Genomic DNA, 14,537 nt, shown 5'->3' on the forward strand with positions numbered 1-14,537 from the left:
TCCTTTGGGGCGTTTGCCAAAGGGACTCGCCGTAAGGGCGAAACCATAAGAAGCCGTTACCGAAGAAACGGATATGTACTCAACATAACCACAAACCTGGTCGGCCCAAAGGCCGCCAAGGTCAAAGCCGAAAGTGCCCCACCATCCCCCGCAACTCACTCCCCAACTGCGCCAGCTCAACACTCGAAGCCGCATTCCCGCGCATGGCAATCGAAGACTGATCCGCACTCGCCCGAATACTCGTCACACTGCGATTGATCTCCTCGGCCACTGAACTCTGCTCCTCGGCCGCCGCCGCAATCTGCTGGTTCATCTGCTGAATCAACGAAACCGCCGCCGCAATACTCCCCAACGCACTCTCGGTCTGCAACGCATCGCTCACCGCCAGTTTCACCAGTTCGCCACTGCTCTGAATCTGCTGCACCGACGAATGCGCCGCCGAGCGCAAGGCGCTGACCAGCCGCTCGATTTCCTCGGTCGACTGCTGCGTGCGCCGGGCCAGCGCCCGCACCTCATCGGCGACCACCGCAAAGCCCCTGCCCTGCTCGCCCGCCCGCGCCGCTTCGATCGCCGCGTTGAGCGCCAGCAGATTGGTCTGCTCGGCGACACTCTTGATCACTTCCAGCACCGTGCCGATATTCTGGATTTCCGCACTGAGGCTTTCGATGCTCGAACTGGCCGACGTCGCCGAATCCGCCAGTTGCTCGATCCGCGCCATGCTCTGGCGCACCACCTGCTGGCCGCTTTCGACCTTGCCATCAGCGGTCTGCGCTGCGAGCGCCGCCTCTTCGGCATTACGCGCCACATCGTGAACGGTGGCGGTCATCTGGTTCATCGCCGTCGCCACCTGTTCGGTTTCCTCTTTCTGGCTGCTGACCTCCAGGTTGGTCTGCTCGGTCACCGCCGACAGCGATTGCGCCGAACTGGCCAACTGTTCGATTCCCGCCTGCAACCCGCTGACAATCGTGCTCAAGCCCGCGCCCATCTGCTGCATGGCCAGCATCAATTGACCGATTTCATCACGGCGGGAGACCTCGATCGTTGCGCTCAAATCACCGGCCGCAATCTGTTGCGCCACGTGAATCACGCTGCGCAACGGTGCAACGATCAACCGGGTAATCACCCACGCCGCAATCAGCCCGACCAGCAATGCCAACGCCGATGAGCCGATGATCAGCACCGAATTCTTTTTCAGTTCGCTCTGCATGGCGCCATCTTGCGCGACATACGCCTGATCGACCCGTGCCACGACTTCGTCGGCCCGTTGGTGCAGCTGTTGATAGACAGTCTTTTCCTGGGCCAGCAACCCGGTGTACTCGGCCAGCTTGTCGCTGAAACCGGCAATGTGCCCGGACACTTCATTGAGCACCGTCAGATAGCCTTCGTCCTTGACCGTGGACTTGAGCTGTTCGGCCTGGGCCTGAGCCTGGGCAGCCTGCTCGATATTGCCCTGACCTGCGCTGTCATCACCCTTGCGGCTTTGATCCAGGCGTACCCGCGCCTCGTTCATCGCCTGCAGCATCAACCGTGAGACCTGACTGACCTGGCCGGCCTGCTCGATGAATTGCGCCCCGTCCTTGCCCTCGCTGTCTTTCAGGGTGTACGCGCCGTCGTCGGCCAGACCGGCCTGCAACACATCGAGATTGTTGGCAACGCTGGACACCGACCAACTGGCCATCTCCAGCGCCAGGTCCTTGGCCTGGGACAACGAGACGAACTCATCGAACGCCTTGCGGTACGCGCCCAATGACTGTTGGACGTCGTTCATGACCGACTCATTGCCCGGCGACAAAACCTTGAGTTGGTCGGCCATGGCAATCAAGCCGTCGACCCCCTCATGCAAGGCATCGACGGTTTTCGGGTTGCCGTGCAAGGCGTAGTCCTGCTCCAGCAGTCGCACCTTGAGCAGGCCACTGTTGAGCGATGACATCTGCTTGAGGCCGTCGAAGCGCTGACTGATGGTCTGCAGGGACCAGACGCCAATCGCCGCCACCAGTGCAGTCAGCAACAACACCAGCACAAACCCGATACCCAGTTTTTTTGCCATACCGAGGTTGGCAAAACGTCCTTGCACGGCCGAAATCATTGCGCGTAGTCCCCTGCCATAGTCTGTAGCCGAAGATTCGCAACGGCCTTGAACCAGCACAAGTCTCTGGCGTCGGAATAATGGCAAAAAGCTACGCACGCGTCGTTTTCAGAACGTTCGAGGTCGATCCATGGCGGTGTCGCGAAAAAACTGCCGTGCCCGCGGATCGCAGGCGTAAGCCACGTTGATCCGCTGCCAGTCGCAGGCTTCGCCACTGGGACTGAACGATGTTGTGCAGGACAACTGCACACCGCATCGCAGAGCATGCCAGCGCAGGCGCGCCTCATCGGCCACTGGCGAACGTGCCCAGATGAACAGGCCGCCCGTGGGCTTGCCGAACACCTCCCAGTCAGCGTCTTCCAGCGCCTGAAGAGCAGCCGCACGATCAGTGGAAAGCCGCTGACGCTGACGCTGTACCAGTTTTCGATAGGCGCCACTGGCCAGCATCCCGGCCAGCACCGCCTCGCAGAACCTCGGGGTCCCCATGCAACTGATCATCTTGACCCGCGCCATCCGCTCGATCAGCTCGCCATCGGCCAGCACGAAACCCACCCGTAGCGAGCTGCTCAGGGTCTTGGAAAAACTGCCGACGTAAATCACCCTTCCCTCGTCATCCAGTGCTGCCAGGCGAGTGCCGCTGCCATTGTGCAGATCGGCGTATACATCGTCTTCGATCAGTCGCAGATCGTAGATCCTGCTCAACTCCAGGATGCGTCGGGCGACCGCCGGCAGCAGGCAACTGCCCGTGGGATTGTGATGGTGACTGTTGACGAACAGCGCGCTGGGCCGAAACTGTTGCAACAACACCTCGAGCGCCTCGACATCCGGCCCGCCCGCCGTACGGCGAACCTCCAGCATGCGCACGCCGTGCAAGCGCAGGAGATCGAACAGCGGCGCATAACCGGGGGTTTCTACCACGACGCAATCACCGGCCTTGAACAAGGTCCGCACGATCAGGTCGAGTGCGTGGCTGGCGCCGGCGGTGGTCATCACCTGCTCGTCAGCAGCCTTGATATTCAGCAATCCGAGGCGCCTGACAATCTGTTCGCGCAACGCCGGCAGCCCAAGAGGCGTGCTGTAGTTGAACAGGCTGGCCATGTCGGCGCGTGTCACCTCGCGGATCGCATAGCCGAGATCATCGGGCTCGCGCCAACTCTCTGGCAGGACGCCACTCCCCAGCGTCAAACCGCCGCGCCATCGGAGGGCCGGATCGCCCCCGGTGCGCTCCCCCTCACAGCCCGAGCCATCGATCGCCTTGCAGCAACCAGGCGACGAAGCCGCCACCATGAATCCCGAGCCCTGACGCGAGGCCAGAACCCCTTGCGCCACCAGCCGCTCGCAAGCCTCCATGACGCAGGACTGGCTGAGCAGATTGCACCGTGCGATCTCCCGCACGGAGGGCAGACGCGTCGTCGGCGGCACCTGCCCCTGCATGATCCACTCGGTCAACCCGTCGACAATCTGCTGTACGACCGGCACCATTGCCTGTCGGTCAATTCTCAATTCCATGAGCACGCAAACTCCTGTCCGTTTTTGCTGGCGGCAGTAAATCACAGCCACGCCCTTGAGGCTGTGCGACAAAACCGCCAAAAGCCTCCGTTCTCACCATTTGAAACACATTGTTTAGCGGACTCACGGAACCGCTCCCGAGGCGAAAAAAAACCCGCCAGTGGGCGGGTCATTCTTTGTCTCGGTCGACGCCACTTTAGAAGGCGGTCACGCCGCCATCCACGGCCAGCGAATGGCCGGTGGTAAAAGCCGCACCGTCGCTGCACAGATACAGCACGGCACTGGCAATTTCCTCGACCTTGCCAATGCGCCCGACCGGGTGCATGGCGTTGGCGAATTCACCTTTTTTCGGGTCCGCTTCATAGGCGCGACGGAACATGTCGGTGTCGATCACCGCCGGGCATACCGCGTTGACGCGGATTTTCTTCTTGGCGTATTCGATCGCCGCCGACTTGGTCAGGCCGATCACCGCATGCTTGGAGGCGGCATAGATGCTCATCTTCGGCGCGGCGCCCAATCCAGCCACCGACGCGGTGTTGACGATCGCCCCGCCGCCCTGCGCCAGCAGCAACGGCAACTGATACTTCATACACAGCCAGACGCCCTTGACGTTGACGCCCATGATCGCGTCGAACTCGTCCATCGAGCCTTCGGCCAGTTTGCCTTTCTCGATTTCGATCCCGGCATTGTTGAAGGCGTAGTCGAGACGGCCATAGGTATTGATCACCTCGTCCATCAGATTTTTCACTTCGCTTTCGACGGTCACGTTGCAGCGCACGAAGGTCGCTTCGCCACCGGCTGTACGAATCAGCGCCACGGTGCCCTCGCCCCCGGCCGCATCCAGATCGGCCACCACCACTTTCAGACCTTCGGCGGCGAACGCCTGGGCCGTCGCGCGGCCAATGCCGTTGGCCGCGCCGGTGACGACGGCGACCTGACCGGAAAACGTCATGCTCATTGTTATGTCCTCGAATGCGGGGGGATTGATGAAGGCAGCATAGCCACAGGGGCCTGAGTGACGTCAGCACTATCAAAAGGCCGGTTAGGCTTGCATGAATCGTAGTGATGAAACCCCGCCGGGGACTATCACCGTACTGGATCAACCTGCATTCGCCCCGTGAGCCAACCTTGCGGCATCGCCCATGAAGGTCTATCAACAAGGCTTCATTCAATTCGAGTGCCTGTCATGACCAACCAGACCAATCGCCAGTTCCTGCTCGCCAAACGCCCGGTGGGCGCCGCCACCCGCGAGACCTTCACCTATCAGGAAGTACCGGTCGGCGAGCCGGCGGCAGGGCAGATTCTGGTCAAGAACGAATACCTGTCCCTCGACCCGGCCATGCGCGGCTGGATGAACGAAGGCAAGTCCTACATCCCGCCGGTGGGTCTGGGCGAAGTCATGCGCGCGTTGGGCGTAGGCAAAGTCGTCGCGTCAAACAATCCGGGGTTTGCCGTCGGCGACTACGTCAACGGTGCCATTGGCGTGCAGGATTATTTCCTCGGTGAGCCAAGAGGTTTCTACAAGGTCGATCCGAAACTGGCACCGCTGCCGGTTTATCTGTCCGCACTGGGCATGACCGGCATGACCGCCTACTTCGCCCTGCTCGATGTCGGCGCACCGAAGGCCGGTGACACCGTGGTGTTGTCCGGTGCAGCGGGCGCGGTCGGCAGCATCGCCGGGCAGATCGCCAAAATCAAAGGCTGCCGGGTGGTCGGCATCGCCGGTGGCGCCGACAAGTGCAAGTTCCTGATCGACGAACTGGGCTTCGACGGCGCCATCGACTACAAGAGCGAAGACGTGCTGGCCGGTCTCAAACGCGAATGCCCGAAAGGCGTGGACGTGTATTTCGACAACGTCGGCGGCGATATACTCGACGCCGTGCTCAGCCGTATCAACCTGAAAGCACGCGTGGTGATCTGCGGCGCGATCAGCCAGTACAACAACAAGGAAGCTGTCAAAGGCCCGGCCAACTACCTGTCGCTGCTGGTCAACCGCGCGCGGATGGAAGGTTTTGTGGTGATGGATTACGCCGCGCGGTACGCCAGCGCCGCCCAGGAAATGGCCGGCTGGATGGCCAAAGGTCAACTCAAGAGCAAGGAAGACATCGTCGAAGGCCTGGAAACCTTTCCGGAAACCTTGGGCAAACTGTTCAGCGGCGAGAACTTCGGCAAGCTGGTGTTGAAGGTCTGAAAACAAAGAAGGGAGCCATCGGGCTCCCTTCTTTGATGCTTCAGCTGTTCGCTCAGGCCAGTTCGGCAACCACCGAGGCCAGCGCCTTGGCCGGATCCGCCGCCTGGCTGATCGGACGGCCGATCACCAGATAGTCGGAACCGGCATCCAGCGCTTGACGCGGGGTCAGGATGCGACGCTGGTCGTCCTGGGCGCTGCCCGCCGGACGAATCCCCGGGGTCACCAGTTGCAGCGATGGATGCGCGGTTTTCAGCGCAGTGGCTTCCAGCGCCGAGCACACCAGACCGTCCATCCCGGCCTTTTCGGCCAGCGCCGCCAGACGCAGCACCTGCTCCTGCGGCTCGATGTCCAGACCGATACCCGCCAGATCCTCGCGCTCCATGCTGGTCAGCACGGTCACGCCGATCAGCAACGGCTGCGGGCCGCTGCGCTTGTCCAGCTCTTCACGGCAGGCCGCCATCATGCGCAGGCCGCCGGAGCAGTGAACGTTGACCATCCACACACCCATCTCGGCAGCGGCCTTGACCGCCATCGCCGTGGTGTTGGGAATGTCGTGGAATTTAAGGTCGAGGAATACTTCAAAACCCTTGTCACGCAGGGTGCCGACGATTTCCGCAGCGCAGCTGGTGAACAGTTCCTTGCCCACTTTGACCCGGCACAGTTTCGGGTCCAACTGGTCGGCCAGCTTCAGTGCGGCGTCACGGGTAGGGAAATCCAGGGCGACGATGATAGGAGTCTGGCAGGCGGACATGGATGGGCTCTCAGGCAAGTCGAAATCGGCGCGCATTGTAGCGGAACCGGCGGCGGCGCGGCACCCGATGATCGGTAAATCGTCGCGCCAACCGTGATCAGCATAGCCTTGCAGGGTATTGTGTCGAACCCGATACACAGCCGACACGCCGGCAACATGCGCCCGCGCTAGCCTCGCCAGCCGCAACAAGTCCTTACAGCAGCCCTTCCCGCCTCACGGCCGGACGCCTATGCTGAAACCACAACCTCGCAGCCTATCTTTGTGGTTGGCGGCCTACTGGCAGATGAACAGCCTCATGCACAACTCCCAAGCCTCCGTGAACGACGAGCAGAAAGACGACAAGCGCTGGAGCATCCGCGCCCTGATCGTCGACGATGACGTGCCGATCCGTGAACTGATGATCGATTACCTGGCCCGCTTCAACATTCACGCCAGCGGCGTCACCGACGGCGCGGCCATGCGCCAGGCGATGCAGGCCGAGCATTTCGACGTGATAGTGCTCGACCTGATGCTGCCCGGCGAAGACGGTCTGTCGCTGTGCCGCTGGCTGCGCGCTGAATCCGATATCCCGATCCTGATGCTCACCGCCCGCTGCGAGCCCACCGACCGGATCATCGGCCTGGAACTGGGCGCCGATGACTACATGGCCAAACCGTTCGAACCCCGCGAACTGGTGGCACGGATCCAGACAATTCTGCGTCGGGTGCGCGACGACCGCAGCGAACAGCGTGCGAACATTCGCTTCGACAACTGGCGCCTGAACAGCGTCCTGCGCCAGCTCATCGCCGACGATGGCCTGGTGGTGCCGCTGTCCAACGCCGAATTCCGCCTGCTCTGGGTATTCATCGAACGTCCGCGCCGGGTGCTCAGCCGCGAACAGTTGCTGGACGCCGCCCGTGGCCGCTCGATCGAAGCCTTCGACCGCAGCATCGACCTGTTGGTCTCGCGTCTGCGGCAAAAACTCGGCGACGACCCGAAAGCCCCGCAACTGATCAAGACCGTTCGGGGTGAAGGCTACCTGTTCGACGCGCGAGACATCGGCTGATGCGGGCGCGCTTCGACACGCTGTTCGGCCGCCTGTTTGGCATGCTGTTGGTGGCGATCGTCCTGGCGCACCTGCTGGCCTTCGCCTGGTTCCGCCTCTACGGCCCACCGCCCCCGCCACCGCCGCCGGAGTTCTCGCAAAACCTCGACGGTCAACAGCCGGCTCAGGATCCACGCTACCCGCCCCGTCCGCCGCGACCCTGGTTCGGCGGGCCGGTCGTGCCGCTGACCTTCCAGTTCATCTCGCTGATCATCGCCGCCTGGTACGGCGCCAAGCTGCTGACCCGGCCGATCCAGCGTCTGAGCGATGCGGCCGAGCGCCTGAGCGAAGACCTCGACAGCCCGCCACTGGACGAAACCGGCCCGCGGGAAGCACGGCAGGCTGCGTACACCTTCAACCTGATGCAGCAGCGCATCCGCGAACAGGTGCAGCAACGGGCGCGGATGCTCGGCGCCGTCTCCCACGACCTGCGCACCCCGCTGTCGCGGCTGAAACTGCGTCTGGAGAATATCAGCGACGACAAACTGCAGGGCCAGATGCGCCAGGATCTGGACGACATGATCGGCATGCTCGACGCCACCCTCACCTACCTGCACGAACAGCGCACCAGCGAAGCCTTGCAATTGATGGACGTGCAGGCGCTGGTCGAATCACTGTGCGAAAACGCCCAGGATCAAGGCGCTGACGTGCAAGTCAGCGGCCACTGCACCCCGTTGCAGGTACAGCCGATGGCCCTGCGCTCGTGCATCAACAACCTGATGGACAACGCCCTGCGCTACGCCGGCCAAGCGCACATCGAACTGCAAGACCAGCGCGAACAACTGCTGATCCGCGTCATCGACCACGGCCCGGGCATCGCGGCGGACAAGCGTGAAGCGGTATTCGAGCCGTTCTTCCGCCTCGAAGGATCACGCAACCGCAACTCCGGCGGCGTCGGCCTGGGCATGACCATCGCCCGGGAAGCGGCGCAGCGCCAGGGCGGACAACTGACCCTGGAAGAAACGCCCGGCGGCGGCCTGACCGCCGTGATCCAGCTGCCTCGCCACTGAGTTTGACTGTGTACCGGCCGGTACAAACCTCACATACCCACGACACCTTGCACCTTGAGGCTGCATAAGCCGGTACACCCACCGGTTTTCCAGTCCAAGGAGTGAGCCCGATGATCGGTAGCGTCAGCAACTACACGAGCTATACCAGCACCAGCAGCACCTCCACCCAAAACGCCCGCAGCCAGCAGCTGCAAAAAGAACTGTTCGCCAAACTCGACAGCAACGGCGACGGCGCGGTGGATCAGGACGAACTGGGCAGCGCCCTGTCGCAGAAGTCCAACGACGGCCTGCTGGTCAGCCTGAGCAAACAATTCGGCGATCTGGACAGCGACGCCAGCGGCAGCCTCAGCGCCGAAGAAATGACCGCCATGACCCCACCGCCACCGCCCCAAGGCGACCAGGCCCCCAACACCCAACTGGCCGACGCCCTGATCAGCGCCCTGGACGCCGACGGCGACGGCGCCATCAGCAGCGACGAACTGAGCAACGGCCTGACCAGCGCCGGCAGCAGTGCCGACAGCAGCAAAATCTTCTCGGCCCTGGACAAGAACGAAGACGGCGTCGTCAGCCAGGACGAACTCGCCGCCAGCCTCACCCCACCGCCACCCCCGCCGCCTCAAGCCTCCAGCGACGAACTCTTCAGCCAACTCGATGCCGACGGCGACGGCACGGTTACCGCCACCGAACTGAACAGCGCGCTGCAAGTCAGCGACAGCACCTCCTCGAACAACACCGACACCGCCGCCGCCCTGCTCAAGATGCTGGACAGCGACAGCAGCGGAGGCGTCAGCAGCGACGAACTGAAAGCTGCACTGCATGCAGGTCGCGAACGCCCGGACGACGAACAGACCGCCAGCAATACTCAAACCACCACCGAAGCGCTGAACCGCATGATTGCCAATCTGAGCAAGCAGTACTCGCTCGAAAGCACTGCGTCGGTGGGCAAGTATTTGAATGTGGCGACTTGAGATGGGGTGAGGATTTGAGGGACGACTGAGGTTGGCTGGGTGAGTGGTTTGCTTTGGCTTTGCGGTGTGTCATCAAAGCTGCCCTCACCCTAGCCCTCTCCCAGAGGGAGAGGGGACCGACCGAGGTGTTTAAGCGAACTACACCGACGTGAAATACCGAAGTGAACTCGGGTTTTGAAACACATAAGTTCACTACTGCGCCAGCACCTGCTCCTGCATCGACATTGGCACCAGCACCAGCACCAGCACCAGAATCTGCTTTCGCTTTCGCTTTGGCTTTGGCTTCCCACCACTCAACACAATGAGCGTTAGCTCGAGTACCGCTTTTGACGTACCGGCCCCTTCGGAAGGCTGAGTGGAGGGATTTATCCGGGGGTGGGAGCGCAGCGACCGTGCGGCGCAGCCGCATGCATCGAGAGGAGGTGCAGCGAAGCAAACCGTAGGCGATGCCCCCGGATCAATCCCGGAGCGAAGGAACGCCGAGCCACAGCGAGGCGCCGGACGTTGGGGCAAGCCCTTTTGGTTCCTTTTGGGGCGTTTGCCAAAAGGGACTCGCCGTAAGGGCGAAACCGTCAGCCGCAGCACCCGAAGAAACGGATATGTACACAGTCAACCCAAAACCTGGTCGGCCCAAAGGCCGCCAAGTCAAAAGCCTCAAACCCGAGCCTGACTCTTACTCCAATCCGTCAACAAACTATAAGCAACAGCCAAAAGCGTAGGCCCGATAAACAACCCGATAAACCCAAACGCAATCAACCCGCCAAACACCCCAAGCAACACAATCACCAACGGCAGATTCCCGCCCCGGCTGATCAGATACGGCTTGAGCACGTTATCCACGCCACTGATGATGAACGTCCCCCAGATCCCGAGAAACACCGCCATCCCGTACTCGCCCTTCCAGGCCAGCCATGCCGTGGCCGGAATCCACACCAGCGGTGGCCCCATCGGAATCAGACTGAGCAGAAACGTCACGATCCCCAGCACCAGCGCCCCCGGCACGCCGGCAATCAGGAACCCGATCAGCGCCAGCACCGCTTGCGCCGCCGCTGTACCAATCACCCCGTTGACCACCCGTTGCACGGTACCGGCCACCAGATCGATGTAGTACCCGGCCCGATCACCGATCAAGCGCTCCAGCAGACTGTGCACGAATGCCGCCAGCCGCGGCCCGTCGCGGTAGAAAAAGAACACGAAGACAATGCTCAGGGTCAGCTCGAGAATCCCGCTGCCGATCTGCGCACTGCGCGCCAGCAGCCAGTTGCCGACCTGCCCCAGATAGGGTTTGACCGTCACCATCAGCGCCGCGCCCTGCTGATCGATGCTGTTCCAGATCCCCACCAGCCGTTCGCCCACCAAAGGCACGCCACCCAGCCAGCTCGGCGCCTCGGGCAGCCCGTCGACCTGCACATCCTTGATGAACGCCGTAGCGTCACGTACGTGATCGGCCAGGTTAAAGCCGAGCCACACCAGCGGCCCCGCTACCAGCAACATCCAGCCCATGGTCAGAACCAGGGCCGCCAGGGATTCCCGGCCATTGAGCCAGCGGGTCAGCAAGCGCATCAGCGGCCAACTGGCAAACGCCAGCACCGCGCCCCAGAACAGCGCCGACCAGAACGGCGCCATCACCCAGAAACTGGCACCAAACAGCACCAGCAACAGGATCTGCACCAACAGACGATCATTATTGGGCATGTGAAATCTCGAAAAAAATCAGTCAGGCAAAGAGTAGGCGAACACGTCGAGCGTGTCCGCCAAAGACACCTTATCGCAACAGATCGATGCGCAGACCTTCGCCGTCGACACTGCCGGTTTCCATTCGCGCGGCGCGCACGCCCTGCCCGATCAGCGCCTGCCGCCAGGCCTCGGCCTTGGGCCCGGACACCGTCACCCGCAAGGTGGTGTCGAGGTTCAAACCACGGGACAGCAAGCGCAGCCAGGTGTCATCCGGATCGCCGGCGAGCTTTGGAAAATCCAGCTCACCGGTGCTTTTGAGTTCCCGCAGCAGCGTGGCCGAGGTCGGCAGCAGGTCACCGAGCGGTGCCAGCGCCTCGAACTGCTCAACGTGCAGATAGGCTTTGCGATTGCCGCGGGTGATGCTGTACAGCGCCACCAGCGTGTTGTCGAGCGGGGCCGCGAGCCTCAACAGCAGATAGGCCTGCTGCTCGTCGGCACCGTACAGCTTGGCGTTGCCGAACACCTCGTTGGCCCACAGGCTGCTCTCGCCGCAATCCCGGGCCTGACACCAGAACAACAGCTGGGCATCCTGCTTTTGCAGGGCTTCGCGGGCAAGGGTAAAGGCTTCGGTGGCGGAATGTTCCGGCGGTAATTCATAGGTCACCGAGGTGGTTTGCCCCCGGGCACTGACCTGGCCGTCGAAACGCAACTGGCCGCTGATCTTGCGGATCGAGCCGAGCGGGTAGATCCGCTCCAGCTCCACGGCGGGGCGATAGTCGACGATCTGCGCATCGGCCAGACGCGGCACGATCGGCAGATCCTGACTGCCCGGCAGATCGGCAGCGATTAGAAAGGGACTGAAACAGCACAGCGCCAGCAGACTGATAGATCGCATGGACAGGCTCATCGCAGGGGCATGGCCTGGGTGCCTTGAGGGCAGTTCGAAGTCGCAGCGGTGTAGAAATCCATCTTGGTTGTCTCCCATTTCAACCCGCCCAGCCTCGACAGTTGCCGGGAGCAAGTCAAGGAATGGCGAAGAACCGATTGAAACAGTCTGCGACAAGCTCGGCCCCGGCCTCATCGTTCAGGTGCAGATGGTGCCCGCCCGGCAGCTGTTCCCGGGCAAAGGGCAGACGGTCCAGCAGCTCGGGATGTTTGGCCAGCATGCCGTCGGCGGCGACCACCAACTGCGCGGGGCAGGCAATGCGCTGGACGAACGCCATCGCCTGTTCCTGGGTCAGACGCAGCGGCGACGGCAACGTCAGACGATTGTCAGTGCGCCAGGTGTAACCGCCGGGCACCGGCATCAGACCGCGTTGCGCCAGCAGTTCGGCGGCTTCGCGACTGACCGCCACCAGCCCTTTCATCCGCGCTTCGATCGCCCGGTCGAGGGTGTTGTAGACCGGTTTGCGCTTTTCCCGAAGATCGAGCTGCGCCTGTAAGGCCATGCCCATGCGCTCGGCGGCATTTTCGCCTTTGTCGGTAGGAGGAATCACTCCGTCGATCAACGCCAGATGGGTGATGCGTTCGGGCAACGAGCCGGCCAGCACCAGCGAAACAATGGCGCCCATGGAATGCCCGAGCAGGCCGAAACGTTTCCAGCCCAGTTGCTCGGCGACCTGCAGCACGTCATGGGCGTAGTCCCACAGTGCGTAACCGGCGCCGTTCGGCCGGTGCCCGGAATGCCCGTGACCGGCCATGTCCAGCGCCACGATGCGCAAGCCTTTGAGCTTCGGCGCCAGGCGCGCGAAGCTGTTGGCGTTATCCAGCCAGCCGTGCAGGGCGATCACCGGCAACCCGTCTTCCGGGCCGAACAGGTGGGCCGCCAGTTCGATATGCGGCAGGCTCAGGCGCACTTCTTCAACGGTCGGGTTCATGCGCAATCCTTGTCTTGCCGGCGCTCCCAGCGATTGAACAGGTTTTTCAGTAATTGTGCGGTGTCCTGCGGACGCTCAAGCGGAAACATGTGGCCGCCAGGCACGGTCAGCGACTCACCCTGAGGCAGGCGTCCGACAAATCGGGTGTGGTGGTTCATCACCACGCGGCTCTTGTGTCCACGTACCACCGCCAGCGGCACTTTCAATTGCCGGGTATGCGCAGGACTGGTGTGCGGCACGCCGCGATAGATGCTGATCTCGGTCGCGGGATCGAAGCGCAGACGCAGCTTGTCACCGACCTTGTGCAGACCGTGTTGCAGATAGGCATCGAAACATTCCGGATCAAAGCTGCGGAACAATGTCTTGCCGGCGAAATAACCACGGGCACTGTCCAGATCGGCAAACTCTTCGCGGCGCCCCAGCGTGCGGCCGGCCGGGGTCAGTTTGTCGATGAAACCAAAGCGCTTGGCGGCGCGGATCACCCATTGATCGGTGCGGGTCAGCACCGGTGAATCGAGCATCACCACGCCCCGATACAGTTCAGGGCAACGCAGTGCGGCGTGCAAATGCAGCATGCCGCCGAAGGAATGGCCCACGCCCCACACCGGCTCGTCTTGCTGTTGAAGATGATGGATGAGTTCATCGACCAGGTGATACCAGTTGTCACCCGCCGGAAAACGCGGGTCATGGGCATGTTGTTCCAGATGCGCGACCCGGTACTCGGGCGCCAGCGCCGCGAACAGTTTGCCGTAGGTGCCCGAAGGGAAACCGTTGGCGTGGGCGAAGAAGATCGGTTGCGACATACCGGCAAATCCATGAGCGGAAAACAGGCGTTGATTGTCCGTAAGACCGTGTCCTACGGCAATGACCGTAACTGCCAGGAATGATGACAGTCCGGTCAGGGCTATGACGCTGCGGCCATCAACGCGCCGGCGGTTGTTCTCCCAGCGGCACCACCGCCATGGTCAGACGCGACACACAACTGGCCTTGCCTTCATCGCTGGTCAGGCGGATGTCCCAGACGTGGGTGGTGCGGCCGATGTGAATCGGTTTGGCCACCGCCGTCACTCGTCCGCTGCGCAAGCCACGCAAGTGGTTGGCGTTGATTTCCAGGCCCACGCAATAGAACTTGCTGGCGTCGATGCACAGGTAACTGGCCATCGACCCGACCGTTTCCGCCAGCACCACCGAGGCGCCGCCGTGCAACAGGCCGTAAGGCTGATGGGTGCGATGGTCGATGACCATGCTGGCCGTCAGCGATTCTTCGTCGAAGGACTCGAAGCGAATGTCCAGCACTTCGCCGATGGTGTTTTTCTGGATTGCGTTCAACTGCTCGATGTTCGGAGTGGTGCGCCACAAGGTCATCGCAGGCTTCCTTTGTTGT

General features: G+C 62.2%; 13 protein-coding genes and 1 pseudogene. 4 read left to right on the forward strand and 10 right to left on the reverse strand.

What is annotated here, in order from left to right:
- Positions 1-121: 121 nt before the first annotated feature.
- The 4 genes and pseudogenes from ACEN93_RS09090 to ACEN93_RS09105 all read right to left on the reverse strand — a co-directional run bounded on the left by ACEN93_RS09090 (position 122) and on the right by ACEN93_RS09105 (position 4,553).
- Positions 122-1,003, reverse strand: a complete 882-nt coding sequence (locus ACEN93_RS09090; protein ID WP_371857911.1) for a methyl-accepting chemotaxis protein — start codon at positions 1,001-1,003, stop codon at positions 122-124.
- Positions 983-2,086 (reverse strand): annotated as a pseudogene (locus ACEN93_RS09095) (HAMP domain-containing protein); the annotation flags it as partial. The pseudogene ACEN93_RS09095 and the gene ACEN93_RS09090, both read right to left, overlap by 21 nt.
- A 108-nt stretch (positions 2,087-2,194) precedes the next feature.
- Positions 2,195-3,595, reverse strand: a complete 1,401-nt coding sequence (locus ACEN93_RS09100; protein WP_103387432.1) for an aminotransferase-like domain-containing protein — start codon at positions 3,593-3,595, stop codon at positions 2,195-2,197.
- 196 nt (positions 3,596-3,791) lie between these two features.
- Positions 3,792-4,553 carry an SDR family oxidoreductase gene (locus ACEN93_RS09105; RefSeq protein WP_007917441.1) on the reverse strand — a complete coding sequence of 254 codons (762 nt, stop codon included), beginning with the start codon at positions 4,551-4,553 and terminating at the stop codon, positions 3,792-3,794.
- Between the two features lie 228 nt (positions 4,554-4,781).
- Here ACEN93_RS09105 and ACEN93_RS09110 point away from each other — a divergent pair, with 228 nt between their 5' ends.
- Complete coding sequence (locus tag ACEN93_RS09110) at positions 4,782-5,786, forward strand: NADP-dependent oxidoreductase (protein WP_039772847.1); 1,005 nt, start codon at positions 4,782-4,784, stop codon at positions 5,784-5,786.
- A gap of 52 nt (positions 5,787-5,838) precedes the next feature.
- On the opposite strand, the gene pyrF is transcribed toward ACEN93_RS09110, so the two are convergent.
- Positions 5,839-6,537 carry an orotidine-5'-phosphate decarboxylase gene (gene pyrF, locus ACEN93_RS09115; protein WP_007960372.1) on the reverse strand — a complete coding sequence of 233 codons (699 nt, stop codon included), beginning with the start codon at positions 6,535-6,537 and terminating at the stop codon, positions 5,839-5,841.
- 295 nt (positions 6,538-6,832) lie between these two features.
- Here pyrF and ACEN93_RS09120 point away from each other — a divergent pair, with 295 nt between their 5' ends.
- From ACEN93_RS09120 to xopAW, 3 genes are all read left to right on the forward strand, one after another.
- The gene (locus ACEN93_RS09120; RefSeq protein ID WP_085668032.1) at positions 6,833-7,582 is read left to right on the forward strand and encodes a response regulator; all 750 of its coding nucleotides are present in this window, start codon (positions 6,833-6,835) and stop codon (positions 7,580-7,582) included.
- Complete coding sequence (locus ACEN93_RS09125; protein WP_103387434.1) at positions 7,582-8,631, forward strand: sensor histidine kinase; 1,050 nt, start codon at positions 7,582-7,584, stop codon at positions 8,629-8,631. Before ACEN93_RS09120 ends, ACEN93_RS09125 begins: the two co-directional genes overlap by 1 nt.
- Positions 8,632-8,741: 110 nt before the next feature.
- The gene (xopAW, locus tag ACEN93_RS09130; protein WP_495611321.1) at positions 8,742-9,599 is read left to right on the forward strand and encodes a XopAW family type III secretion system calcium-binding effector; all 858 of its coding nucleotides are present in this window, start codon (positions 8,742-8,744) and stop codon (positions 9,597-9,599) included.
- 654 nt (positions 9,600-10,253) lie between these two features.
- On the opposite strand, the gene ACEN93_RS09135 is transcribed toward xopAW, so the two are convergent.
- From ACEN93_RS09135 to ACEN93_RS09155, 5 genes are all read right to left on the reverse strand, one after another.
- A complete protein-coding gene (locus ACEN93_RS09135) occupies positions 10,254-11,294 on the reverse strand; it encodes an AI-2E family transporter (RefSeq protein ID WP_039772850.1) in 1,041 nt (346 codons plus the stop codon).
- A gap of 70 nt (positions 11,295-11,364) precedes the next feature.
- On the reverse strand, positions 11,365-12,171 hold the full coding sequence (locus ACEN93_RS09140; protein ID WP_495611322.1) for a DUF4892 domain-containing protein: 807 nt from the start codon (positions 12,169-12,171) through the stop codon (positions 11,365-11,367).
- Positions 12,172-12,298: 127 nt separating this feature from the next.
- Positions 12,299-13,153, reverse strand: coding sequence for an alpha/beta hydrolase (locus ACEN93_RS09145; protein ID WP_495611323.1), 855 nt, complete (start codon positions 13,151-13,153; stop codon positions 12,299-12,301).
- Positions 13,150-13,956: an alpha/beta fold hydrolase gene (locus tag ACEN93_RS09150; protein WP_039772855.1), complete on the reverse strand. Its 807-nt coding sequence runs from the start codon at positions 13,954-13,956 to the stop codon at positions 13,150-13,152. Before ACEN93_RS09150 ends, ACEN93_RS09145 begins: the two co-directional genes overlap by 4 nt.
- A gap of 118 nt (positions 13,957-14,074) precedes the next feature.
- Complete coding sequence (locus ACEN93_RS09155; RefSeq protein ID WP_007957810.1) at positions 14,075-14,518, reverse strand: hotdog fold thioesterase; 444 nt, start codon at positions 14,516-14,518, stop codon at positions 14,075-14,077.
- Positions 14,519-14,537 lie beyond the last annotated feature (19 nt).

It is taken from the genome of Pseudomonas sp. Pseusp21, from assembly GCF_059492145.1.

Bases quoted from the DNA above. Each gene is read 5' to 3' on its own strand.
- ACEN93_RS09090 (WP_371857911.1), bottom strand. From the start codon at position 1,003: ATGCTGGCCATGCAGCAGATGGGCGCGGGCTTGAGCACGATTGTCAGC.
- ACEN93_RS09100 (WP_103387432.1), bottom strand. From the start codon at position 3,595: ATGGAATTGAGAATTGACCGACAGGCAATGGTGCCGGTCGTACAGCAG.
- ACEN93_RS09105 (WP_007917441.1), bottom strand. From the start codon at position 4,553: ATGAGCATGACGTTTTCCGGTCAGGTCGCCGTCGTCACCGGCGCGGCC.
- ACEN93_RS09110 (WP_039772847.1), top strand. From the start codon at position 4,782: ATGACCAACCAGACCAATCGCCAGTTCCTGCTCGCCAAACGCCCGGTG.
- pyrF (WP_007960372.1), bottom strand. From the start codon at position 6,537: ATGTCCGCCTGCCAGACTCCTATCATCGTCGCCCTGGATTTCCCTACC.
- ACEN93_RS09120 (WP_085668032.1), top strand. From the start codon at position 6,833: ATGCACAACTCCCAAGCCTCCGTGAACGACGAGCAGAAAGACGACAAG.
- ACEN93_RS09125 (WP_103387434.1), top strand. From the start codon at position 7,582: ATGCGGGCGCGCTTCGACACGCTGTTCGGCCGCCTGTTTGGCATGCTG.
- xopAW (WP_495611321.1), top strand. From the start codon at position 8,742: ATGATCGGTAGCGTCAGCAACTACACGAGCTATACCAGCACCAGCAGC.
- ACEN93_RS09135 (WP_039772850.1), bottom strand. From the start codon at position 11,294: ATGCCCAATAATGATCGTCTGTTGGTGCAGATCCTGTTGCTGGTGCTG.
- ACEN93_RS09140 (WP_495611322.1), bottom strand. From the start codon at position 12,171: ATGCGATCTATCAGTCTGCTGGCGCTGTGCTGTTTCAGTCCCTTTCTA.
- ACEN93_RS09145 (WP_495611323.1), bottom strand. From the start codon at position 13,153: ATGAACCCGACCGTTGAAGAAGTGCGCCTGAGCCTGCCGCATATCGAA.
- ACEN93_RS09150 (WP_039772855.1), bottom strand. From the start codon at position 13,956: ATGTCGCAACCGATCTTCTTCGCCCACGCCAACGGTTTCCCTTCGGGC.
- ACEN93_RS09155 (WP_007957810.1), bottom strand. From the start codon at position 14,518: ATGACCTTGTGGCGCACCACTCCGAACATCGAGCAGTTGAACGCAATC.